The sequence below is a fragment of the Streptomyces millisiae genome (assembly GCF_031845425.1).
In the GTDB taxonomy this organism is placed as follows: Bacteria; Actinomycetota; Actinomycetes; order Streptomycetales; family Streptomycetaceae; genus Streptomyces; species Streptomyces millisiae.
This window is the reverse complement of record NZ_JAVREM010000013.1, coordinates 60,757-84,118: the sequence shown is the minus strand read 5'-3', so window position 1 is coordinate 84,118 and position 23,362 is coordinate 60,757. Positions and strand designations below refer to the sequence as shown.

The 23,362-nt window shown below is 73.1% G+C and carries 18 protein-coding genes and 1 pseudogene; 15 read left to right on the top strand and 4 right to left on the bottom strand.

The window, feature by feature from the left end:
* Window positions 1–157: 157 nt before the first annotated feature.
* The 12 genes and pseudogenes from thrS (at window position 158) to RNC47_RS37630 (ending at window position 16,027) form a co-directional block, all read left to right on the top strand.
* Window positions 158–1,372, top strand: coding sequence for a threonine--tRNA ligase (gene thrS, locus RNC47_RS13720; protein ID WP_311598660.1), 1,215 nt, complete (start codon window positions 158–160; stop codon window positions 1,370–1,372).
* Window positions 1,373–1,455: 83 nt separating this feature from the next.
* On the top strand, window positions 1,456–1,830 hold the full coding sequence (locus RNC47_RS13715) for a type II toxin-antitoxin system RelE/ParE family toxin (protein WP_311598659.1): 375 nt from the start codon (window positions 1,456–1,458) through the stop codon (window positions 1,828–1,830).
* Window positions 1,827–2,138, top strand: a complete 312-nt coding sequence (locus RNC47_RS13710) for a helix-turn-helix domain-containing protein (protein WP_311598658.1) — start codon at window positions 1,827–1,829, stop codon at window positions 2,136–2,138. Before RNC47_RS13715 ends, RNC47_RS13710 begins: the two co-directional genes overlap by 4 nt.
* Before the next feature lie 168 nt (window positions 2,139–2,306).
* The gene (locus tag RNC47_RS13705; protein ID WP_311598657.1) at window positions 2,307–3,356 is read left to right on the top strand and encodes a BMP family lipoprotein; all 1,050 of its coding nucleotides are present in this window, start codon (window positions 2,307–2,309) and stop codon (window positions 3,354–3,356) included.
* Between the two features lie 563 nt (window positions 3,357–3,919).
* Window positions 3,920–5,521: an ABC transporter ATP-binding protein gene (locus RNC47_RS13700; protein ID WP_394814779.1), complete on the top strand. Its 1,602-nt coding sequence runs from the start codon at window positions 3,920–3,922 to the stop codon at window positions 5,519–5,521.
* Window positions 5,518–6,651 carry an ABC transporter permease gene (locus RNC47_RS13695; RefSeq protein WP_311598656.1) on the top strand — a complete coding sequence of 378 codons (1,134 nt, stop codon included), beginning with the start codon at window positions 5,518–5,520 and terminating at the stop codon, window positions 6,649–6,651. The genes RNC47_RS13700 and RNC47_RS13695 overlap by 4 nt, the downstream gene beginning before the upstream one ends.
* A complete protein-coding gene (locus tag RNC47_RS13690; protein WP_394814778.1) occupies window positions 6,648–7,940 on the top strand; it encodes an ABC transporter permease in 1,293 nt (430 codons plus the stop codon). Before RNC47_RS13695 ends, RNC47_RS13690 begins: the two co-directional genes overlap by 4 nt.
* Window positions 7,941–7,954: 14 nt before the next feature.
* Complete coding sequence (locus RNC47_RS13685) at window positions 7,955–8,356, top strand: cytidine deaminase (protein WP_311598655.1); 402 nt, start codon at window positions 7,955–7,957, stop codon at window positions 8,354–8,356.
* Window positions 8,357–8,371: 15 nt separating this feature from the next.
* Complete coding sequence (locus RNC47_RS13680; protein ID WP_311598654.1) at window positions 8,372–9,664, top strand: thymidine phosphorylase; 1,293 nt, start codon at window positions 8,372–8,374, stop codon at window positions 9,662–9,664.
* Between the two features lie 321 nt (window positions 9,665–9,985).
* A complete protein-coding gene (mgtE, locus tag RNC47_RS13675; protein WP_311598653.1) occupies window positions 9,986–11,311 on the top strand; it encodes a magnesium transporter in 1,326 nt (441 codons plus the stop codon).
* Window positions 11,312–11,454: 143 nt separating this feature from the next.
* Window positions 11,455–12,693, top strand: a pseudogene (locus tag RNC47_RS37760) (DUF6531 domain-containing protein); the annotation flags it as partial.
* A gap of 2,533 nt (window positions 12,694–15,226) precedes the next feature.
* Window positions 15,227–16,027 (top strand): RHS repeat-associated core domain-containing protein, encoded by an 801-nt coding sequence (locus tag RNC47_RS37630; RefSeq protein ID WP_394814783.1) that lies wholly within the window; start codon window positions 15,227–15,229, stop codon window positions 16,025–16,027.
* 603 nt (window positions 16,028–16,630) lie between these two features.
* Here the strand turns inward: RNC47_RS37630 and RNC47_RS13665 are convergent.
* Complete coding sequence (locus tag RNC47_RS13665; protein WP_311598650.1) at window positions 16,631–17,692, bottom strand: glycoside hydrolase family 43 protein; 1,062 nt, start codon at window positions 17,690–17,692, stop codon at window positions 16,631–16,633.
* A gap of 361 nt (window positions 17,693–18,053) precedes the next feature.
* A complete protein-coding gene (locus RNC47_RS13660; protein ID WP_311598649.1) occupies window positions 18,054–19,100 on the bottom strand; it encodes a hypothetical protein in 1,047 nt (348 codons plus the stop codon).
* A gap of 176 nt (window positions 19,101–19,276) precedes the next feature.
* Here RNC47_RS13660 and RNC47_RS13655 point away from each other — a divergent pair, with 176 nt between their 5' ends.
* Together RNC47_RS13655 and RNC47_RS13650 are read left to right on the top strand one after the other, a co-directional pair.
* Window positions 19,277–20,524, top strand: coding sequence for a PucR family transcriptional regulator (locus RNC47_RS13655; RefSeq protein ID WP_311598648.1), 1,248 nt, complete (start codon window positions 19,277–19,279; stop codon window positions 20,522–20,524).
* Between the two features lie 48 nt (window positions 20,525–20,572).
* Window positions 20,573–21,004, top strand: a complete 432-nt coding sequence (locus RNC47_RS13650; protein ID WP_311598647.1) for a PH domain-containing protein — start codon at window positions 20,573–20,575, stop codon at window positions 21,002–21,004.
* Between the two features lie 86 nt (window positions 21,005–21,090).
* Here the strand turns inward: RNC47_RS13650 and RNC47_RS13645 are convergent, their stop codons facing one another.
* Window positions 21,091–21,987 (bottom strand): NAD(P)-dependent oxidoreductase, encoded by an 897-nt coding sequence (locus RNC47_RS13645; protein ID WP_311598646.1) that lies wholly within the window; start codon window positions 21,985–21,987, stop codon window positions 21,091–21,093.
* Window positions 21,988–22,039: 52 nt separating this feature from the next.
* On the opposite strand from RNC47_RS13645, the gene RNC47_RS13640 reads away from it, so the two are divergent.
* The gene (locus tag RNC47_RS13640) at window positions 22,040–22,390 is read left to right on the top strand and encodes a winged helix-turn-helix transcriptional regulator (protein ID WP_311598645.1); all 351 of its coding nucleotides are present in this window, start codon (window positions 22,040–22,042) and stop codon (window positions 22,388–22,390) included.
* Window positions 22,391–22,505: 115 nt separating this feature from the next.
* Here RNC47_RS13640 and RNC47_RS13635 read toward each other — a convergent pair whose 3' ends face one another.
* Entirely contained in the window at window positions 22,506–23,333 is an 828-nt protein-coding gene (locus RNC47_RS13635) for an aldo/keto reductase (protein ID WP_311598644.1), read from the bottom strand.
* Between the last annotated feature and the right edge of the window lie 29 nt (window positions 23,334–23,362).

The following is a 23,362-nucleotide window of genomic DNA, read 5'->3' as shown; positions in this document are numbered from 1 at the left end:
CGCTACCATGGGACGCGTGAAGCGCGCTGGATTCGCCACGACGACGCCGGAGAGAGTCCCGGCGCGCTGACCGATGATCTGATCGAAGCCCCGGGGCGGATGCCCCGGGGCTTCGCCGTGTGGTCACCCGCCTCGCCGTCCACCGAGGAGCAGACCCATGGACCACCGCAGGCTCGGCCGCGAGCTCGACCTGTTCGACACCGACCCCCTGATCGGCGCCGGGCTGCCGTACTGGCTGCCGGACGGCGCCGCCGTGCGGCACACCCTGGAGGAGTACGTCAGGGAGGAGGAGCGGCGGACCGGCTACCGGCACGTCCACTCGCCGGTGCTCGGCAAGCGCGAGCTGTACGAGATCTCCGGCCACTGGGCGCACTTCAGCGAGGACATGTTCCCGCCGATGGAGCTCGGCGGCGAGCAGCTGGTGCTGCGGCCCAGCCTCTGTCCGCACCACGCGCTGATCTACCGCTCGCGTGGCCACAGCTACCGCGACCTCCCGCTGCGCATGGCCGAGTTGGGCGGCATGTACCGCGCGGAGCTGTCGGGCGTGCTGGGCGGCCTCACCCGGGTGCGGGCGATCTCGCTCAACGACGCGCACGTCTTCTGCACCCTCGACCAGGTGGTCGACGAGGCCGGGGCGGCGCTCGCCATGATCCGCCGGGCCTACGCGGCGATGGGAATCGAGGCGGCCCGCTTCCGGCTCTCGCTGGCCGGGGCGGGCGGCAAGTACGTGGCCGACCCGGAGAAGTGGCGGCGGGCGGAGGTCCTGCTGCGCGAGGTGCTGGAGCGGGAGGGCGTGGCGTACCAGGCGGTCGAGGGCGAGGCCGCGTTCTACGGGCCGAAGATCGACGTGCAGGTGGTGGACGGGGCGGGCCGCGAGGCGACCCTGTCGACCGTGCAGGTCGACTTCCACCAGCCCGAGCGGTTCGACCTGGGCTACGTCGGCGCGGACGGCGCCCGGCACCGGCCGGTGATGGTGCACCGCAGCATCGTGGGGAGCGTGGAGCGGGCCGTCGCGCAGCTTGTCGAGGTGCACGGCGGCGCGTTCCCGGCCTGGCTCGCGCCTCTCCAACTGGTGGCGCTGCCGGTCTCGGACGGTGAGCTGCCGGCCGCCGAGCGGCTGGTCGGGCGGGCCGTGGAGCTCGGCCTGCGGGCGGAGGTGCGCGGCCCCGGGCGGGGCGGCCTCGGCGCGCGGATCAGGAGCGCGCGGCTCGTCCCCTACCAGGCGGTGATCGGCCCGGCGGAGTCCGCCGCCGGCACCGTCGCCCTCCGCCTCCGCGACGGCCGCCGCCTCCCGGCCGGCCCGGCGGCCGAGGCGCTGCGCGCGATCACCGACCTGGTCGCGGCGCACACCACCGAGTTGTGGCGGGGGTAGCGGTCCGGGGGTTCCTTCACCCGATGGGGCGCAACAGGACGAAAGGCCGACGGCGGGGGGACGCCCGTGCCTAGCCTGACGCGGTGGACCAGCGGTACGAAATCGAGATCGAGCCGGAGGTACGAGCATGGCTGGATGCCCTGCCCCGCGAGCACTACCGCGCTGTCGAGCGTCACGCGGATCGTCTCGCTGACTCTCCGACGACACTGGGAGAGCCGTACTCCCGACATCTGGACGGGCCCGTGCGGGAACTGCGCTTCTACCTCGGCGCTGAGGCGTTCCGCGTCACCTACTGGCTGGCTCCGCGGCGTCGTATCGTGTTGTTGACCGTCTTCAGAAAGACGCGGATGCGTGAGGACCGGCAGGTGCAGCGGGCGTTGTGGGCCCAGAAGGAGTGCGAGTCGCTGCATCCGCCGGCGTTCTCCGCGTATCACCGGACATTCGAGGAGCTGCCATGAGCGCGGGCTATCACACGTCGTGGTCCGTACCCGAGGAGCATCGCCTTGACCCCGCGTATGTGGAGGCCGGCGCGGCCATCGCGCTCGGGCAGGCCGTCTATGACCGGCGTTCCGCGCTCGGCATCGACGAACTCGCGCTCGCCGAGCGTGCTGGTCTTTCGTTGGAGGAGGTGCGCCGGCTGGAGGGCGGCGGCACACCGCCTACCCTGCCGCTGTTGCGCACCCTGAGCAGGGCCCTGGACGCGACGCTCGACGTGTCGATCGACACGGAGGAGACGCGCGTCGCCTTCGTCCCTCGGGCCGCCTGAGCGTGACCCCTCGGGAACGGTGTGACACGGCGCCGTGTTGCCTCCACGTTGCGTTCACACCGATCTGATAACAGGAATTCCCCAGGTCTTTTCCCCGCATCTACGCGCGTTACGATCGGCGGGCAACGGCGCCGGTAAGAGGCGCTTTCAACTGAAGGGACCGTCCTCTTGCGCCGCGTATCGCGTCTGGCAGCAACTGTCGCCCTCACCACGGCTCTCGCGCTCACTGCGGCCGCCTGTGGCGAGAGCTCAACGGAGTCCAACAACAACGGGGAGAACGGCGAGGGCGGCGCGCAGGGCGCCGCGATCGCCTTCGATGTCGGTGGCCGCGACGACCACTCGTTCAACGAGTCCGCGGCCCGCGGTGGCGACCAGGCCGCCGAGGAGTTCGGCATCGAGATCGAGACCAGGACCGCCCAGAACGAGGAGACCGACGCGGACCGCGTCCAGCGTCTCGAGTCCCTCGCGCAGGCCGGCTACAACCCGGTCATCGGCGTCGGCTACCTCTACGGCAACGCCATCGCCACGGTCGCCGAGGACTTCCCGGACACCACCTTCGGCGTGGTGGACGCGGTGGCCGAGGGCGACAACGTCTACAGCATGGTCTTCGCCGAGCACGAGGCGTCCTACCTGGCCGGCGTGGCCGCGGCGCTGACGTCGGAGAGCGGGCAGGTCGGCTTCATCGGCGGCGTGCAGAACCCGCTGATCCAGAAGTTCGAGGCCGGCTTCGTGCAGGGCGTCACCGACACCAACCCGGACGTCGAGGTGTCGGTCGAGTACCTGTACACCAACGACGACCGTGGCTTCAACGACGTGGCCCGCGCCAAGGAGAAGGCCAACGGCATGCTCGGCCGCGGCATCGACGTGATCTACACGGCGGCCGGCCAGTCGGGCGCCGGCTCGATCGAGGAGGTCGCGAGCGTCGAGGGCGCCTGGGCCATCGGCGTCGACTCCGACCAGTACCAGCAGCCGGGTCTCGCCGAGTACCAGGACTCGATCCTGACCTCGGCGGTCAAGGGCGTCGACGTGGCCGTCTACGACCTGATCCAGAGCGTGCAGAACGGTGAGCCGCTGAGCGGCACCCACGAGTACAACCTGGCCGAGAACGGCGTCTCGCTGGCCACGTCCGGCGGCTTCATCGACGGCATCGCCGAGGAGATCCAGGCGGCGACGGACGGCATCGTCTCCGGCGAGATCGAGGTCGCGCAGACCCCGTAAGGGCCGACCGGGCGGGGGCCTTCCCCGCCCACCCGCGAGCCCGGCCCTCCGGCCCCGCGGGCCGGTGGAAACCGCGGCCGCCCGGCCGGGCGGTCTCCGGCTCGGCGGCCAACCGGCCCTGCGGGCCGGTGGTTCGGCTCAGGCGTCCGGTGGAACCCGAGCCGGTGGGCCGTCGGCCTGACGGCCTTCGGCGGCCGGTCCGCAAGGGCCGGTAGCCGGTAGCCGGGACCGGGGCCGGCCCCGCGCTCCTCGGAGCGTCGGGCCTGGTTCGCCCGGCCCGAGGGGTACGTCGCCGAAAGGTGTCGCCCTCCGTGGGCCGGGCCGCCCCGGCCCCGGTGTGCCCTGCCAGGGCTGCGCCTGACGGCGTGGCCGCCGCAGGCGTAAGGTTCCGTCGGCCGTGGTACGAGGCGGCCGGGCCGCCAGGCCCGGGCGTGCCGAAGCCCCGCAGGGTCCCGGCAGGGCCCGCGTTCGAGAAGTCGAGGTCCCTTCGGGGCCCTCGCCCCGCCAGGGGCGCCGGTCCCTTCGGGGCCCTCGCCCCGCCAGGGGCGGTCGTCGTTCAAGGAGTGTGCGCCATCACAGCCTCCACCGTTCCGTCCCAGCGCGGTTCGGCCGTTCCGGCCGTCGCGCTGCGCGGCATCACCAAACGGTTTCCCGGTGTCGTCGCCAACCACGACATCAACATCACCGTGCAACGCGGCACCGTGCACGCCCTGGTCGGTGAGAACGGCGCCGGCAAGTCGACGCTGATGAAGATCCTCTACGGCATGCAGAAGCCGGACGAGGGCACCATCGAGATCGACGGCGAGCGCGTCTCCTTCAACACCCCGGCCGACGCCATCGCCCGCGGCATCGGCATGGTCCACCAGCACTTCATGCTCGCGGACAACCTCACCGTGCTGGAGAACGTCGTCCTCGGCGCCGAGAAGGCGTACGGCATCGGCGCTCGCGCCCGGGCGCGGATCCTGGAGCTGTCCGAGTCGTACGGCCTCGGCGTGCGCCCCGACGTCCTGGTGGAGGAGATCGGCGTCGCCGACCGCCAGCGCGTGGAGATCCTGAAGGTGCTCTACCGCGGGGCCCGCACGCTGATCCTCGACGAGCCGACGGCCGTCCTCGTCCCCCAGGAGGTGGACGCGCTCTTCGGCAACCTGCGGGAGCTCACCGCCGAGGGGCTGACGGTGCTGTTCATCTCGCACAAGCTGGGCGAGGTGCTGTCCGTCGCCGACGACATCACGGTGATCAGGCGCGGCACGACCGTCGCCTCCGTGGTGCCGGCCGAGACCAACCCGAAGCAGCTGGCCGAGCTGATGGTCGGCAGCGAGCTGCCGACCCCGGAGACCCGTGAGTCGACCGTCACCGACCAGCCGGTGCTGACGGTGGCGGGGCTGCGGCTCGCCGGCACCGACTCGGACGGCCAGCCGCGTGACCTGCTGGCCGACGTCGGCTTCACCATCCACAAGGGCGAGGTCCTCGGCATCGCCGGCGTTGAGGGCAACGGCCAGGCCGAGCTGGTCGAGGCCGTCATGGGCATCCGCCCGCCGGACGCCGGCACCGTCACGCTGGACGGGGAGGACATCACGCGCCGCTCGACCAGGGCCAGGCGCGAGTCGGGTGTCGGCTACATCCCGGAGGACCGGCACCGGCACGGGCTGCTGCTCGACGCGCCGCTGTGGGAGAACCGGATGCTGGGCCACGTCACCGAGCCGCCCAACGGCCGGCCGCCGTTCCTCACCATCCGCGCCGCCCGCGAGGACACCCGGCGGATCGTCCAGGAGTACGACGTCCGCACCCCCGGCATCGAGGTCACCGCCGGCTCGCTCTCCGGCGGCAACCAGCAGAAGCTGATCTTCGGCCGCGAGATGAGCCACCGGCCCAAGGTGCTGATCGCGGCCCACCCCACCCGCGGCGTGGACGTCGGCGCGCAGGCCCAGATCTGGGACCAGATCAGGCAGGCCAGACGCGAGGGCCTCGCGGTGCTGCTGATCTCCGCCGACCTCGACGAGCTGATCGGTCTCTCCGACAGCCTGCGCGTCATGTACCGCGGCCGCCTGGTCGCGGACGCCGACCCCGCCACCATCACCCCCGAGGAGCTGGGCACCGCCATGACCGGCGCGGCCACCGGGCACCTGGAGTCCCACCACGAACCGGAAGGCGGTGACGAGGCGTGAGGAACGCGCTGCGGATCGACCGCGAGAAGCTGGTCCTCGGCGTCGCCGCCCCGCTGCTGGCGATCGTCACCGCCGTCGCCATCACCTCGGCGGTGATGGGCGTCACCGGACAGAACCCGTTCCGGGCCTACGAGGTGATGATCGACTTCGGCACCAAGAGCGACAGCCAGGTCTGGATCGTCAACCGGGCCATCCCGTACTACCTGTCCGCGGTCGCCGTCGCCATCGGCTTCCGGATGAACCTCTTCAACATCGGCGTGGACGGCCAGTACCGGGTCGCCGCGTTCTTCGCCGCCGTGGTCGGCGGCTCGCTCAGCCTCCCGGGCATCCTGCAGATCCCGGTGATCCTGGCCACCGCGATGGCGGTCGGCGCGATCTGGGCCGGCATCGCCGGCTGGCTCAAGGCCACCAGGGGCGTCAGCGAGGTCATCACCACCATCATGCTGAACTTCCTCGGCGGCTCGCTCATCGGCTACTTCCTGCAGCAGGGCCGGCTCGCCGAGCTGGAGGGGAACATCGTCCACACCCCGGACATCCCCGAGTCCGGCATGTTCTTCGAGTTCGCGACCCGGGTGCAGCCGATCCACGGCACGGTGGTGATCGCCGTGGTGATCGGCGTCGCCTACTGGTTCGTCCTCAACCGCACCCGCTTCGGCTTCGACCTGCGGGCCGTCGGCCGGTCGGAGCCGGCCGCCGAGGCCAGCGGCGTCAGCGTCAAGCGCACCGTGGTCACCGCGATGCTGCTCTCCGGCGCCGTGGCCGGCCTGGTCGGCATGCCGACACTGCTCAACGAGAGCGGCAACTACGGCAACGACTTCCCCGCCGGCCTCGGGTTCACCGGCATAGCCATCGCCCTGCTCGGCCGCAACCACCCCGTCGGCATGGCCTTCGCGGCGCTGCTGTGGGGCTTCCTGGAGCGCACCTCGACCCAACTGGAGGCCGAGGACTACGCGCAGGAGATCGTCAGCGTGATGCAGGGGATCATCGTGCTGTCCGTCGTCGTCGCCTACGAGCTGGTGCGCCGGTGGGGGATCAGGCGCCAGCAGCGCTTGGTGGGTGAGGAGTTGGCCGCCCAGGCCAGCGCGTCCGCCCGCAAGAACGACTCGGACCCGGCGGAGGTGTCCCGGTGACCACGACTCTCTCCAACCTGGCGGCGAGAGTGCGCCCCGGCGACGACCAGCGGCGGGCCGGCGGCCGGCGCCGCCTGACCACCTCGGGCGCGCTGCTCGTGGTGGCCGGCGCGCTGCTGCTGCTCTCCGTGGTGCGTGTCGCGACCGGCGAGGACAGCATCACCTCGACCCAGCAGTGGGTCAGCGCGATGACGTTCGCCGTGCCCATCGGCCTCGCCGGGCTCGGCGGCCTGTGGGCGGAGCGCTCCGGCGTCGTCAACATCGGCCTCGAGGGCATGATGATGCTCGGCCTGTTCGCCGCCGGCTGGATCGGCTGGCAGCACGGGCCGTGGGCGGCCGTCGCGGCCGGCATCGTGGGCGGCGTGCTCGGCGGCCTCCTCCACGCGCTGGCCACCGTCACCTTCGGCGTCGACCACATCGTCTCCGGCGTCGCCATCAACATCCTGGCCCTGGGCGTGGTGCAGTTCCTCGCCAAGCTGTGGTTCGGCGCCGAGGGCAGCGCCGCCTCGGCGGCCGGCGGCAACGACAAGCAGTCGCCGCAGATGGAGCGGCTCGAACCGTTCACCGTGCCCGGGGTCTCCGACTGGCTCGGCGACATCGCCGACCGCCACTGGTTCCTGGTCTCGGACACCGCGGGCATCCTGCGGGCCGCCGTCACCAGCGTGTCCTGGCTGACGCTGCTCGCCGTGCTGCTGTTCGTCGCCAGCTACTTCGTGCTGTGGCGCTCGGCGTTCGGCCTGCGGCTGCGGTCCTGCGGCGAGAACCCGGAGGCCACCGAGTCGCTCGGCGTCAACGTCTACTTCTACAAGTACGTGGCGCTCGCCGTCTCGGGCGGACTGGCGGGCCTCGGCGGCGCCTACCTGGCGGTGCTGATCCGGATGTACCAGGACGGTCAGACGGGCGGCCGCGGCTACCTCGGCCTGGCCACCATGATCTTCGGCAACTGGCGGCCCGGCGGGGTCGCGGCCGGCGCCGGCCTCTTCGGTTTCATGGACGCGCTGCAGACCCGCGAGGCGGCGACCGTGCACGCCATGCTGCTGCTCTTCTCGCTCGGCCTGCTGGTGCTCGCCGTCTGGCAGTTCACCCGGGCCAAGCGGGCGGCGGCCGCCACCAGCGTGGTGCTGGCCGGGCTGCTGTGGCTCTGGTACGCCACCAGCGACTCCATCCCGCGCGAGCTGATCACCGCCAGCCCCTACCTGGCGACGCTGCTGGTGCTGGCGCTGTTCTCGCAACGGCTGCGCACGCCGCGCGCGGTGGGCAGGACCTATCGCCGGGGGCAGGCGCGGTGAGTGACGATACCGGGGTGACGAACCCCCACGACGGCGTGGACTGGTCGGCGCTGCGCGCGGCGGCCAGGGACGCCATGTCCCGGGCCTACGCGCCCTACTCGGCCTATCCGGTCGGCGCCGCCGCGCTGGTCGCCGAGGACGGGCGCACCGTCTCCGGCTGCAACGTGGAGAACGCCTCCTACGGGCTCGGCCTGTGCGCCGAGTGCGGCCTGGTGTCCGCGCTGCACGCCACCGGCGGCGGCCGGCTGACCCACTTCACCTGCTGCGACGGCCGGGGCGAGATCATCCTGCCGTGCGGCCGCTGCCGGCAGCTGCTGATGGAGCACGGCGGCCCCGAACTGCTGGTCGACACCCGGGACGGCATCCGGCCGCTGGCCGAACTGCTCCCGGACGCCTGGCAGCTGGAACGCGACTGAGAGAACGTGAACGGTATGGACGCGATCAGCGTGATCCGGGCCAAGCGGGACGGCCTGGCCCTCACCCCCGCGCAGATCGACTGGGTCATCGACGCCTATGTGCGCGGCGAGGTGGCCGACGAGCAGATGTCGGCGCTGGCCATGGCGATCTTCCTGAACGGCATGGACCGGGCCGAGATCGCCCGCTGGACGGCGGCGATGATCGCCTCGGGCGAGCGGATGGACTTCGGCAAGCTGCCGCTGCCCACCACCGACAAGCACTCCACGGGCGGCGTCGGCGACAAGATCACCCTGCCGCTGGCGCCGCTGGTCGCGGCCTGCGGCGCGGCCGTCCCGCAGCTCTCCGGGCGTGGCCTCGGGCACAGCGGCGGCACCCTGGACAAGCTGGAGTCCATCCCCGGCTGGCGGGCCGGTCTCTCGGGCGACGAGATGCTGGACGTGCTGAACGCGGCGGGGGCCGTGATCTGCGCGGCCGGCGCGGGCCTGGCGCCGGCGGACCGCAAGCTGTACGCGCTGCGGGACGTGACCGGCACCGTCGAGTCGATCCCGCTGATCGCCTCGTCGATCATGTCCAAGAAGATCGCCGAGGGCACCGGCGCGCTGGTGCTCGACGTCAAGGTCGGCTCCGGCGCGTTCATGAAGACGTACGAGGACGCCAGGGAGCTGGCCGAGACCATGGTCGGGCTCGGCACCGACCACGGGGTCCGGACGGTGGCGCTGCTCACCGACATGTCGACGCCGCTGGGGCTGACCGCGGGCAACGCGCTGGAGGTGCGGGAGTCCGTCGAGGTGCTGGCGGGCGGCGGCCCGGCGGACGTGGTGGAGCTGACGCTGGCGCTGGCCAGGGAGATGCTGGCGGCGGCAGGCCTGCCGGACGCCGACCCGGCGGCGGCGCTCGCGGACGGCTCGGCGATGGACCGCTGGCGGCGGATGATCGAGGCCCAGGGCGGCGACCCGGACGCGCCGCTGCCGACGGCCCGCGAGACCCACACCGTGACGGCCACCGCCTCCGGGGTGCTGACCACCCTCGACGCCTACGCGGTGGGCGTCGCGGCCTGGCGGCTCGGCGCCGGCCGGGCGCGCAAGGAGGACCCGGTGCAGGCGGCGGCCGGCGTGGAGCTGCACGCCAAGCCGGGGGACCGGGTGACGGCCGGGGCCCCGCTGCTGACCCTGCACACCGACACCCCGGAGCGCTTCGAGCCGGCGCTCGCGGCGCTGGAGGGCGACGCGATCGGGATCGCCCCGGCCGAGGAGCCGGGGGCGGCGGTTCCGGCCCGTTCCTCGATCGTGCTCGGTCGGGTGGGCTGAGCCGGGTGGGCTGAGCCGGTTTCCGCCGGCTCGTTTCTCCGGCTTGGGCAAACATTCATGTGACCCGACGGACTGACTGTCCGCTATGTCGGAATTTTTGCCATGATCGTCTTCGATGGCTAGTACCCTTGAACACGGTCTTGGTGGAACGACACGGCGGGAGGTGACGCTGCGATGCGCAGTGACCCTCCCAGTCATCCCCCGCGCCACGCCGGTCAGCCCAGATAGTCGCCCAGGTTCCGAGGGGCCCTGGGGCGGCTGGCGTGTGCGCGTGCCCCGGATGCCCGTGCTCGCCTTCCGTTTCCTGGGGGTTCCCTCGCCATGACCCACCTGCCCATGCTCCTCGAGGAGCAGGACCTCGCCGGCGCCCTGGAGTGGCTGGAGACCCAGCCGCCCTACGCCATCGCGGACGAGATCGCCCGGATGGACGAGGTGCAGTCCGTGATCACTTTCCGGCTGCTCGACAAGGACCGCGCCCTGGAGGTCTTCGAGGAGCTCGACCCCGTCGACCAGCAGCAGATCCTGGAGGGCCTGCGCGACCAGGCGTTCCGCGACCTGGTCGAGAACCTGGACCCGGACGACCGGGCCCGGATGCTGAAGGAGGCCCCGGCCAAGGTCGCCAAGCGGGTGCTGGCCGGGCTCAGCGCGCACGAGCGGCAGATGACGGCGGCGCTGCTCGGCTACCCCGAGGGCTCGGTCGGCCGCTTCATGACGCCGGAGACCGTCGCGCTCCAGCAGGACCTGGCGGTCGGCGAGGCCCTGGAGGTGGTCCGCCGGCGCGGCGCCCGGGCCGAGACCATCTACACCCTGCCGGTGGTGGACCGGGGGCGCCGCCTCACCGGCATCGTCGAGCTGCGCGAGCTGGTGCTGAGCGAGCCGACGGCCATGGTCTCCGAGCTGGTGGTCACCGAGCCGCCGCGCGCCCAGGCCACCGAGCCGGCCGAGGCCGCGGCCCGGCTGATGCGCGAGACCAACGTCCTCGACCTGCCGGTCGTGGACAGCGAGGACCGCCTCGTCGGCCTGCTGACCAGCGACGACGCGTTCGAGGTCATCGAGGCCGCCGACACCGAGGACGTGGCGCGGCAGGCCGGCGCCGAGCCGCTGGAGCGGCACTACATGTCGGCCAGCGTCTTCCAGCTCTCCCGCACCCGGATGGTGTGGCTGCTGCTGTTGCTGGTCGCGGCCACGCTGACCGTCTCGGTCAACCAGGCGTTCGAGAGCACCCTGGAATCCGTCACCCAACTGGCGCTCTTCGTCCCGCTGTTGATCGGCACCGGCGGCAACACCGGCGCCCAGGCCGCCACCGCCGCCGTCCGCGCGCTCGCGGTCGGCGAGGTGCGCACCTCCGACCTGATCCGCGTCATCTGGCGCGAGTGCCGCACCGGCCTGCTGCTCGGCCTGATGCTGGCCGTGGTCGGCTTCGCCGTCGGCGCGGTCTTCGTCGGCGCCGACCTGGCCGCCGTCGTCGCCATCACCCTGATCGTCATCTGCACCTGGGCCTCCACGGTCGGCGGCACCATGCCGCTGCTCGCCAAGAAGCTCCGCATCGACCCGGCGGTGGTCTCGGCCCCCATGGTGACGACGCTGGTGGACGCGACGGGCCTGGTCATCTACTTCACGACGGCCAAGGTGGTACTGGGGATCTGAGGGGCCACGTCCGGCTCGGCGACTCGTCGGCCCGGACCAACTGCTCACCGCCTGGCGGGGATAGCCCCCCGGCGCGCCGGCGGCCATGGGTCTATGCTGTCGGATCATCATCCGCCAGATGGTGATTGCGGGGGCGAACGACCATGGCGCGACCAGCCGACTGGAGTCCCGTCGACATGGACTCCGACCCGACGCCGGGCGACCCGGAGGAGGTCCGCACGCTGGCGGACGGGTTGCAAACCTTTGCCGACGAGGTCGGCGAGGCGTTGGGCCGCGTTCGCGGGATGGCCGAGGACCGGGCGGTGATGGACTGGGCCGGGCTGTCGGCGGAGGCGTTCCGCTCCGAGTTCGACGGGGTGCCGGGCAATCTGGAGAAGCTGCGGACGTCGTACGACATGGCGGCGCAGGCGTTGCAGGCGTACTGGCCGAAGCTGGAGACGGCGCAGGGCATGGCGGACCGGGCCCTGGACCGGGCGGTCGCGGCGCAGGCCGACCTGTCCAGCGCGCGGGCGGCGTTGTCGGACGCGCAGGACTGGGTGTCCCGCGCCGGTGACGAGGCCGAGCGTCTGGAGCGTGAGGGGGAGCGGGACGGCGTCGAGCCGCCGTCCGAGGCGGAGGTGCGGGCGGCCACTCGGGACGCGAACGCCGCGCAGAGCGCGGCGAGTTCGGCCCAGTCGCGGGTCGACTCCGCCGAGGAGGCGCTGTCCGCCGCGCGTCAACTCGCGCTGGATGCCAAGGAGATGCGGGAGGAGGCGGCCAGCACGTGTGCCTCCGAGATCGACGAGGCGTCGGATGCCGGTATCCAGAACCGGCGGTGGTGGGAGGACGCGATCCACTGGGTGTCGGAGAACTGGGACACCATCGTGGAGATCTGCAAGGTCGTCGTCGCGGTGCTGGGCATCGTGGTGATGATCATCGGCGGCCCGCTGGCCTGGGTGGTGCTGGCGGCGGCGCTGGTGGTGTTGGCCGACACCCTCTACGACTACGCCAACGGCCGTGCCTCGTTGTGGGACGTGGCGTTCGCGGCGCTTGACTGCATCCCGGGCATGAAGGGTCTCACCACCCTCGGTGGCCTCGCGGCCGGCGCCCGTGCCCTGGCGCGTGGCGGGCTGCGCGGCATGGCCGCCGGGGTGCGCGGGCTGGCGTCGCGCGGCCGGACGATGATCGCGGACGGGATGCGCTCCGCCTTCGCCCGGCCCCGCGACATGATCCCCAGCGCCGGCACCGACCCCGTCGACCTGGCCACCGGCCACATGTACCTGGCGGCGACCGACGTGACGCTGCCGGGGACGCTGCCGTTCGCCTTCACCCGCCGGGTCGAGTCCGGCTACTTCGCCGGCCGGTGGTTCGGCCCGTCCTGGTCCTCCACGATCGACCAGCGCCTCGAAGTCGACGAGCAGGGTGTGGTCTTCCTCGGCGAGGACGGCATGGTCCTCGCCTACCCCCACCCCAAGCAGCCGGGCTTCGCCGTGCTGCCCGAGACCGGCCCCCGCTGGCCCCTCACCCGGCAGGAAGACGGCGGCTATGCGCTCACCGACCCCGTCACCGGCCACACCCGGCACTTCCGCCGCCCCGACGAGCACGGCGACTGCCGGATCCTGGGGATATCGGACCGCAACGGCAACCGCGTCGACATCGACTACGACCCCGACGGCGCGCCCACCGCCATCCGGCACTCCGGCGGCTACCACCTCACCCTCACCACCGAACACGGCCGCGTCACCGCGCTCGCCCTCGGCGACACCCTCATCCGCCGCTACGCCTACACCGAAGGCAACCTCACCGCCGTCCTCAACCCCGCGGGACAGCCGCTCCGGTTCACCTACGACCACCGCCTGCGCGTCACCTCCTGGACCGACACCAACAACCGCCGCTACGCCTACACCTACGACGACCACGACCGCTGCGTCGCCGAAGGCGGCGAGGCCGGCCACCTGGCGCTCTCCCTCGCCTACGACGGCACCCACCCCGACTGGCCGGACGCCCGCGTCACCACCCTCACCACCGCGCGGGGCGAGACGACCCGCCACGTCATCGACGCCTCCCACCGGCTGCTCGCCGAGATCGACGCCTGCGGCGGGATCACCCGCTTCGCGTACGACGGCGACCGGCACCTGCTCGCCGCCAGGACCGACCCCCTCGGCCACACCACCCGCTTCACCCACGACCCGGCGGGACGGCCGGTCGTCGTCGAGCACCCCGACGGCGGGACGACGCGGATCGAGTACGGCGAGCTGGGCGGCCCCACCCTCGTCAGCCACCCCGACGGGGCGGTCTGGCGGTACGCGTACGACGCGCGGGGCAACCGCACGGCGGTGACCGACGCGACCGGTGCCACGACGCGGTTCACGTACGAGGACGGCCGGCTGGTCGCCGTCACCGACGCGACCGGCGCCACGACACGCGTCAGCACCGACGCCGCCGGCCTCCCCCTGGAGATCACCGACCCGCTGGGCCACCGCGTGACCCGCCGGTACGACGCCTTCGGCCGGGTCAGCGAGACCACCGATCCGCTCGGCGCCGTGACCCGGTACCGGTGGACGGTCGACGGGCGGATCGCCCGGGTGGTCGCGCCCGACGGCGGCGAGCGGTCCTGGACCTACGACGGCGAGGGCAACTGCCTCCGCCACACGGACGCGAACGGCGCGACCACGGAGTACGAGTACACGCACTTCGACGTGCTGACGGCCCGGACGGAACCCGGCGGCGTCCGCTACGAGTTCCGGCACGACGCGTCGCTCCGGCTGACCGGGGTCACCAACCCCCAGGGGCTGGCCTGGGAGTACGAGTACGACGCGGCCGGACGCCTCGTCGCCGAGCGGGACTTCGACGGGCGGCGGGTGACGTACGAGCGCGACGCGGCGGGTCGGGTCGCGAGCCGGACCAACGCCGCGGGCCAGACCGTCACCTACCGGCGCGACGCGCTGGGCCGGATCACCGAGAAGCACGCCGACGGCGAGGTCACGCGCTACCGGTACGACGCCGCCGGCCGGCCGCTGCTCGTCACGGCGCCGGCGTGCGAGATCCGCTGGGAGCGGGACCCACGGGGGCGCGCCGTCGCCGAGTCGGTCGACGGCCGCACGCTGTCCGTGTCCTACGACCCGGCGGGCCGGCGGACCGGGCGGACCACCCCCACCGGCGCCGTGGCCGAGTACGCCTACGACGCGGCCGGCCGCCGCACGTCCCTGACCACCTCGGGCCACCGGCTCGCGTTCACGCACGACGCGGCGGGCCGCGAGGTCGCGCGCCAGGTGGGCGACTCCCTGCTGCTGACCCACGGCTGGGACCCGGCCGGCAGGCTGATCGACCAGACCGTGTCCGTGGCCGACGCCCCCTTCCAACACCGCTCCTACCGCTACCGGCCGGACGGCGTCCCCGTCCACATCGACGACCGGGCCGGCGGCGGCGTCGGCTTCGACCTGGACGACGCCGGGCGGGTCACCGAGGTCCGGTCCGGGGACTGGGTCGAGCGGTACGCCTACGACCCGGCGGGTAACCAGACGCACGCCACCTGGCCGGGGCGTCGCCCCGACGCGCAGGCCCAGGGCGAGCGCGCCCACGACGGCGGCCGGCTGACCCGGGCGGGCGGGGTGCGCTACGAGTACGACGCGGCCGGCCGCGTCGTGGCACGGCGCAGGACCCGGCTCTCCCGCAGGCCGGAGGTGTGGCGCTACGAGTGGAGCGCCGAGGACCGGCTGACCCGGGTCGTCACCCCGGACGGGACGGTCTGGCGGTACCGCTACGACCCCTTCGGGCGCCGGCTCGCGAAGCAGCGCCTGGCCGCGGACGGTTGCGACCGTCGTCGAGGAGACCAGGTACACCTGGGACGGCCCCACGCTCGCCGAGCAGACCACCACCGGACCCGGGCTGCCGCACCCCGTCACCCTCACCTGGGACCACCACGGTCACCAGCCGGTGGCCCAGACCGAACGCCTCATCGACACGGCCGGGCAGGAGGAGGTCGACGCCCGCTTCTTCGCCATCGTCACCGACCTGGTGGGCGCCCCGACCGAGCTCGTGGACGAGGCCGGCACCGTCGCCTGGCGCGCCCGGCGAACGCTGTGGGGCATCACCTCCTGGCCGGCGGACAGTTCGGCCTACACGCCGCTGCGGTTCCCCGGGCAGTACCACGACCCGGAGACCGGCCTCCACTACAACGTCCTCCGCCACTACGACCCCGAGACCTCGCGCTACGCGACCCAGGACCCGCTGGGCCTGGCGCCGGCGCCCAACCCGGTCAGCTACGTCCGCAACCCCCTGGCGTGGGCGGACCCGCTGGGCCTCTCGCCCTATCCGGGCGGGGTCCTGGTGCCCAACAACAGGCCGGACGACCTGTCGCTCGAACTGCTGGACATGGAGTTCTCCGGCCTGACCCCGCTGACCGCCGGAACCCAGGCCTTCGACGACGCGGTGAGCGGCGGAGGGCGCTTCCTCTGGGCGGTGGACAGCGGCAGCAACCTGCATATCATCCAGGCCCAGCCGGGGATCCACCATCCCGTGCTCACCGGGGGAGGCGACGTCTACGGGGCGGGACAGGTGGTCTTCGAGCCGGGACGCAACCTCGTCTCGATGATCGACAACATGACGGGCCACTTCACCCCGACCCCCGAGATATCGGCGAACTTCCTCCAACAGGGCGTGGCCGCCTTCGAGAACGCGGGCGTCCGGGTCCGGTTCGACGGCATCACCGACTACGGCGGAAGGTCACCCGCGTGACAGAGCAAGACCTCGGACGGGAGTTCCGCGAGCTGCGGGACACGCCCCCCGACGACCGCGCCTCCTGGCTGCGCCGGGCGTTCCCCGAGGGCGCCCCGGCCCAGTGGTGGACGGGGATGCTGGAGATCGTCGAGACCCGGTGCTCCCCGGCGCGCCGCCTGTCGGCCGCCGAGTACCGGGCCGCCTTCGAGTTCGCCGCCCAACTGCTCGGACTCGCCCAGCGGTTCGACGGCATGCCTGCCGGCTACCTCGGGTACTGGCGGATCCGCCTCGCGGCCCTCGCGCTGCGCCACGTCCCACCTCTCGACGGCCTGCCGGACGCGTTCACCCCGGACGGCGCGGTCCGCTTCACCCTCGACCACCTGCCGCTGTCGCGCGAGGCCGCCCTGGCGGCCGCCCGGCGGGCGGCCGGGGGACGCCTCCACGAGCCGGGCGAGCCGATCAGGCCGGGGCAGCGCCCCACCGGGGAGGTGGCGCGCCTGAACGAGCTGCGGTGGGTGCTGCCGTCCCTGGAGTGGCTCGTCGATCGTCTGGGTGATGACGCGCTGAGGCGCGAGGCGCGGGAGTGGCTCGACCTGCTGCCGCGCCTCTAGCCAGGGCCGCTCAGGGGTCGCCGCCGTCCAGGTCCCGGCGGCGGCGGCCGAGTTCGAAGCGGTCGCCGGCGTCGTGGAGTTCGTACAGTTGGGCGCGGCTGTCCGGGGAGCCGAAGGGGTGGTGCAGGACCATCAGCAGGGTGCCGTCGAAGGCGCGGAACGGCATGCCGTGGCCGGCGTTGTCCTCGACCAGCACCGGCCGCTGCTCCCAGGGCCCGGCCAGGGTGCCGGACGCCGAACGGGCCTGCGTCTGCACGTAGTACTGGGCGCCGGACGGGCCCATCCAGGTGGACCACAGCATCAGCAGGTCGCCCGTGCGGCCGCGGTGGAACTGGGGCCCGTCGGTGACGTAGGTGAGCGGTGCGGCGTCGGCGGTCACCACCTGGTTGATGCCCAGCGCGTCGGACGCCTTGAACAGGTGCACCGGGTCGCCGACGGTGCCGGTCAGGTCCGGGGCGAGGCGGATGGCCTCCATGGTCCCGTCGAGCCGCTGGACCCACTCGTGCGCGTAGACCAGCCACGGCTGGCCGCGCTCGACGAACAGCGTGCCGTCCAGGGCCATGAACGTGTCCGGCGTGTGCGGGCGTTCGAGGTCCAGCGGCGTGAACGGGCCGGCCGGCGAGTCGCCGACGGCCACGATCGTGCCGCGCCGGTGGGTGCGGTACGGCACCCGGGGCGGGGCGGCCAGCTCCGCGTCGGCGTCGTGCAGGGTGACGAACAGGTACCACCGGCCGCGGTAGCGGTGCACCTCGGGCGCCCAGCCGCCGTCCTTCGCCCAGTTGCCCTCCGGCACCCGGAAGACGACGTAGGGCCCCTGCCAGGAGACCAGGTCCCGGCTGCGGTAGCTGAACGTGACCAGTTGCGGCTCGGGGCTGTCCTCCGGCGTGGTGTGGTACAGGTGGTAGGTGCCGGTGCTCCGGTCGGCGACGACGAACGCGTCGTGCGCCCAGAACTCGTTCATCCGCAGCCCGCTCGGCGGCTCGCCGGCGGCGAGGGACGTGCCGCCCGCGAGCGGCACGGTGGCGGCGGCTCCCAACGCCCCGATGAGGGCGCGTCGTCCGATGGGCGTCATGGGATCACTCCTGGCTGTCGCGCGGGACCACGGGACGTGAACGCGCGCAGCGTACGAGCGAGTTCGAAAGAAAGTCAACGCATCTGCGCAACTCCGCACAACACCGGTCAGGCCGCGTGCGGGTGGGGGCGCGGCAACGGGTTACGGCGGTGGGCGCGGCCCACCTTCCGCGCGGCCTCCTCTCGGTTGACGCCCCGTCACATCACCGCTTACATCTCCACCAGACGCGCACATCCTTCCGAGGGCAGGAAGTGAGACGACGATGAGGCGAGCGGTCGTCCCGCCGCGGAACCGCGGACGTGACGGCGAGCGCTTCCGGCCCGGGGCCGGTGCGGCCCCGGGCCGGGCGTCGCGGACGCCGCTACACGAAGACGTACAGGACCACCAGCGACCACTTCTCCGTCGTGTCCTCGGGGCTGTAGGCGAGGAACCCGGCGGAGCCGAAGGAGACGTACCCGTCATAGGGGACCGGGCCGCCCGTGTCGTAGAAGAGCCACTCGAAGTACGGCAGGCCCAGGTACGGCGTCACCGGCGCGGCCCACAGCGGGTACTCGACGACGGCGGCGCTGTTGGCGATGACGCAGCCGCGGTTCACGGCGTCCGTGGACCCGCTCTGGCTGCGCGCGTCCAGGGCCCACCCGTAGCTCACCAGGAGCAGCGGGTCGGGGGAGATGTCCAGCGGGCACGTCGTGTCCTGCGCCGCCACGACGGGGTCCGCCTCGCGGTACCCCGACGGCACCGTGAACAGGTCGGCCGACGGCTCCACGCCGGCCTCGATGTCCGTGTAGCTCCTGGTGTACTCGGCCCCGGTCTCGTCCACGATGTGGGTGCGGACGTCCAGTTGGACGTCGGTGGACAGCCAGACCGTGACCTCCTGGGTGGCCGGGGGCGCCGTCTCCCGGGGGACGGTCACCGTGTAGGAGCTGCCCTCGACCCGCACCCCCGACATCCGGCGGGTGCCCAGGTCCCGTGGCTCGGAGCTGAGCTGCCGCCGCGCCACGTCCGGTGCCTCGGCGGCCGCCTCCGGCGGGGCGGCCGGCTGGCCGTCCCGGCCCTCGGGGGCCGTCGTCCGCGTGAACTCCCGCGTCTCCTCGTCCAGGCGCACGGTGGTGCCGGCGACCGGGTCGACGATGGTGACCGTCGACCCGGACTCGTACCGGGTGCGTCCCTGGCTGTCCCGGTAGTAGCGGTTCTCCTCCCGCGCGGCGGCCCCCTGTCGCGCGCCGGTGCCCGCGTCCGAGCGGCTGATCAGCTCGACGGCGCTCAGCGGGACGACCTCGCCGCGGCCCGTCCGGCCCCGGTCCACGCCGGCCCGCTCGTCCGAGCCGACCGCGGTCTGGCCGGGAACGACGAGCAGCAGGCCGACCATTCCGGTCGCCAGCGCCGCGAACACTCTCCTGCGGTGCATCACACCCTCCTCGGGTCGACAACGGGACCAGACTGCGCCGGGCGGGCGGCCGAGAACCGGGAATCGGCCGTACCTTTCCGCGGGTCACGAAGGCGGGCCCGGGGCGTCCCCGGATTTTGCGCGGTGTCACGAAGACGCGGCGGGCGCCGGCCCGGCAGAGTGGGGGCGAGGCCGCGATGAGCCGACTCTTCCCGTCGCTGCGCGACCGGCTCGACGGCAACGCGCGCCGCGCCGTGGAGGTGTACACCCGCGAGCTGCCGGAGTACCGCGAGGTGACCAGGGAGGCGAAGGCCAGGGCCGCGATGCTGGACTTCGCGGTGCTGCTGCGTCGCCGGGAGGTCGAACTGGGCGCCGAGGACGCGCCGTTCACGGAGGCGGACCTGGCCATGCTGCGGGCGTTCGGCGCGGAGCGCGGCGCACGGGGCGTGTCCCTGGCCGCGCAGCGGCGCGTGCTGGGACTGCACTCCGTCCTCACCCTGCGGGAGGTCCAGGAGGCGGCGGGCCCGAACGACGTCGACCACGTGATGCACATGCTCGGCTGGCTGTCCGTCCAGGGGGCCGTCGCGCAGCACGCCTACACCGAGGGGTTCGTGGCGGGCCAGCGGCGGTTCCTGCCCGTCGCGGCGCGCGTGCGGCGCCTGGCCGGGGAACTCCTGGCCGACGGCCCCGCGGCCGCCGCGCTCGCCGAGGGCCTCGGCATGCCGCTGCCCGCCACCTTCCTGGTGACGGTGTTACGGGTCACCGGGCCGCCCCTGCCCGCCACGCCAGGCCGGGGCGACGCCCTCGTCGACGCCCTGCTGAAACACCACCCCCGGACGCCGATGACCTGGCACGAACCGGACCTGTTCGCCGCCCTGCTGCCGGTGCGGGCGGACGCTCCGGTCGGGGACGACGCCGACGACCCCGCGGAGGGGCCCGAGCTGGCGGCGGCGGAGCGGCGCGCGCTGCGGCTCGCCGACGACTTCGCGCGGCTGACCGGCCGGCCCTGCTCGGCCGGCGGGACCCCGGGCCGGCCGGGCCGACTCGCCCAGGCCGTCCGGCTCGCCGCCAGGATCAGCCGCGTGGCGCCCGCCGAGGCCGTACCCCGGCGGCTGTACGCCGTCCGCGACGTCTTCGTCGAACTCGGCACCACACAGGTGCCCCAGGTCGAGCGGTGGCTGCGCGACCTGGGGAGCCGGCTCGCCACGGGCCCCGACCTGGTGGCCACCCTGGACGCCTTCTACCGGCACGACATGAACCGGCTGAAGACCGCGCTGGCGCTGCACATCCACCCCAGGACGCTGGACTACCGGCTGCGCCGGGTCCGTGAACTCGTCGGGATGGAGGCCGGCTCGACCCAGGGGGTGCGCACCCTCAGCGCCGTGGTGGCCGCCATGTCGGCCGGCCGCTGGTCCCCCGACCCCCCGGCGGGCGGCCGGCCGTGACCGCCGGGGCGGGAGGGGTCCCGCGCGGTGCGGCCTAACGTGCCCGCCATGCCGAACGAGCCGTACTTTCCCGTCTACCGGGCCGCGCGCGGACTCCGGGGTGCCGGCGTCGCCGTGGCCGCCCCCGTGATGCTGCTGGGCTACCTGTCCCTGGCCGGGGCACCGGGGACGGTGCTGCTGACCTGGACCGTGATCGTGCTCGTCCTCTTCCCGCTGCTCTTCGTCGCCCTGCGGCGGAGCCGCACCGTCACCCACCCCGAACACATCGAGATCCGGCAGCCGTTCGGCACCCGGCGGATCCCGTGGCGGGAGATCCGGGCCATCGAGATCACCGGGTCCCGGGCGACCGGCAGGTACGTCCTGGTCCGCGAAGGCTCCGGCCGCCGGCGCGGCCTGCCGCACGTCAACTCCCGGGCTCTGGGCGACTCGCTGGACGCGGAGGTGCGGCGGCTGTACGCGCTGTGGGAGTGGCTGCGCTGACCGGCCCAGGCCGCCCAGAGCCGGCTCCTGCGTTCGGCAGCCGCACGTTCTCACGGCGGGCGCGGGCCGGCGTCAACGGAGTTTGTTCAGTGGGGACTCATGACGTCGACGACCCGCAGGAATCCGTCGGTGCCGTCGCCGCGTGCGATGGCGCGGCGGGCCAGGCCCTCGGCGGCGCGCATCAGGCTCGCGTCGATGCCGTGCTCCTCGGAGGTGTGGACGATGTGGGACATGGTCGACACGGCCGAGGTGATCGGGTTGATGCCGTCGGCGTACCTTCCGTTGTCGATGTCCTCCGCGCCCCGTTCGAACAGCGGCGGCAGGATCGTGGCGATGCCCCGGGCGAACGGCGCCAGTTCCCGGGCGGTGACCCCTTCCGCCCGCGCGACGGCCAGCGCGTGCGCGTAGCCGGCCATCGCCGTCCAGAAGATGTCGAGCAGGGCGATGTCGTAGGCGGCGGCGCGGCTGATCTCCGTACCGAGGTGGGTGTGGGTGCCGCCGAGGGCGTCCAGGACCGGCCGGTGTGCGCGGTGGAGCGCTTCCGGTCCGCTGTAGAGGAAGACGGCGTCCGGTGTTCCGATGGTCGTGGTCGGCGTCATGATCGCGCCGTCCAGATAGTCGATGCCGTGTTCGGCTGCCCAGGCGGCGGCGTCGCGGGCTCGGTTGGGCGTGTCGGCGGTCAGGTTCACCACCGTGCGTCCCTTGAGCGCGTCGGCGACCGCCGGGCGGCGCAGGACGGCGTCCGCGGCGTCGTAGTTCACCACGCACACCACGGTCAACCCGCTCGCGGCGACGGCCTCCTCGGCCGTTCGGGCACTGGTCGCGCCCCGCGCGACGAGTTCCCCGTCACGGCCCGGGGTGCGGTTCCAGACCGTGGTCCGCAGCCCCGCGTCCAGGAACGCGCCGGCCAGGGCGCGACCCATGGGCCCCAGACCGAGGACGGTGACGGCAGACTGGTCGGAGGACCCGGTAGGTGAGGACATGCCTCGGCTCCTATCGCTTTATCGACAATAATGCTGGTTGTGAGGGGTGGAGATGACGCGCGCTCGTGCTCAGGACACCAACGTCTGCGGAGTGACGGCGGCGATCGCCGTGATCGACGGCAAGTGGAAGACCGCCCTGCTGTGGGCCCTGGAGTTCGGCCCTCAGCGTCCGGGCGAGCTGCGCCGGCGGCTACCGGAGATCAGCGAGAAGGTCCTGACCCAGGCGCTCCGGGAGATGGAGGCCGACGAGCTGGTGCACCGGGAGGTGTACGACGAGCTGCCGCTGAAGACGGTCTACTCCCTGACCGCCTACGGCCGCGAACTCGCCGACGCCCTCGCTCCCCTGTCGGACTGGGGGCACCGACGCCTGAACCGGCTCACCGAGGCCCGCGCCGCCACCTGACACCGCCGACCTCCCGATCCCTCGACCCGACAGGCCCTCCCGGCCGCCGCACACACAGCCTCGCCCGCACGCCGGGCCGCCGACAAGTACCCACAAAAAAGTGGGTACGCGCGGCTCAGGCCGGCACGGCCAGTGCGTCGAGGCGAGCGCGCTGCGCCGGGGTCAGGCGTACGTCCTCCGCCGCGACGTTCTCCTCCAGGTGGTCGATCCTCGCCGTGCCGGGGATCGGGAGGACGACCGGCGAGTGCCCGAGCAGCCAGGCGAGCGCCACCTGCGTGGGGGTGGCGCCGACCTCGGCCGCCACGGCGGCGATCTCGGCCCGCGCGCCCGACTCCCCCCAGGCGACGGGCCGCCACGGCAGAAACGCGATCCCGGCCGCCTCGCAGGCCGCGAGCACGGGCTCGTGCTCGCGGTCGAGCAGGTTGTAGCGGTTCTGCACGCTCACGATGTCGACGATCTCCCGCGCCTGCCGGAGCTCGTCGACGGACACCTCGGAGAGACCGATCCGGCCGACCTTGCCCTCGTCCCGCAGGTCGCGCAGCGTGCCGACCTGGTCGGCGAGCGGCGTCTTCGGATCGATCCGGTGCAGCTGCAGCAGCTCGATCCGCTCGACGCGCAGCCGACGCAGCGCGCACTCCACCTGCTCGCGCAGCACGGCCGGCCGGCCGTCGAGCTTCCACTCACCCCCGGGCCCGGTTCGGGCGACGCCGACCTTGGTGGTGATCAGCAGCCCCTCCGGGTACGGGTACAGCGCCTCCGCCAGCAGCTCCTCGTTGGCACCCCCGCCGTACAGGTACGCGGTGTCGATCAACGTGACGCCCAACTCGACGGCCCGCCGCGCGACGGCGACGGAACCCTCCCGCGCCGGCCCCGGCTCCGCCGGCAGATGCATGGCCCCGAACCCGAGCCGCCGTACGTGCAGGTCCCCACCTATGGCGAACATGGGGGCACGCTAACAGCGACCTTTCGAAA

Coding starts and splice junctions, on each gene's coding strand:
- RNC47_RS13640 (WP_311598645.1), top strand. CDS start 22,040: ATGACGCGCGCTCGTGCTCAGGACACCAACGTCTGCGGAGTGACGGCG.
- RNC47_RS13660 (WP_311598649.1), bottom strand. CDS start 19,100: ATGCACCGCAGGAGAGTGTTCGCGGCGCTGGCGACCGGAATGGTCGGC.
- RNC47_RS13655 (WP_311598648.1), top strand. CDS start 19,277: ATGAGCCGACTCTTCCCGTCGCTGCGCGACCGGCTCGACGGCAACGCG.
- RNC47_RS13635 (WP_311598644.1), bottom strand. CDS start 23,333: ATGTTCGCCATAGGTGGGGACCTGCACGTACGGCGGCTCGGGTTCGGG.
- thrS (WP_311598660.1), top strand. CDS start 158: ATGGACCACCGCAGGCTCGGCCGCGAGCTCGACCTGTTCGACACCGAC.
- RNC47_RS13665 (WP_311598650.1), bottom strand. CDS start 17,692: ATGACGCCCATCGGACGACGCGCCCTCATCGGGGCGTTGGGAGCCGCC.
- RNC47_RS13680 (WP_311598654.1), top strand. CDS start 8,372: ATGGACGCGATCAGCGTGATCCGGGCCAAGCGGGACGGCCTGGCCCTC.
- RNC47_RS13710 (WP_311598658.1), top strand. CDS start 1,827: ATGAGCGCGGGCTATCACACGTCGTGGTCCGTACCCGAGGAGCATCGC.
- mgtE (WP_311598653.1), top strand. CDS start 9,986: ATGACCCACCTGCCCATGCTCCTCGAGGAGCAGGACCTCGCCGGCGCC.
- RNC47_RS13650 (WP_311598647.1), top strand. CDS start 20,573: ATGCCGAACGAGCCGTACTTTCCCGTCTACCGGGCCGCGCGCGGACTC.
- RNC47_RS13645 (WP_311598646.1), bottom strand. CDS start 21,987: ATGTCCTCACCTACCGGGTCCTCCGACCAGTCTGCCGTCACCGTCCTC.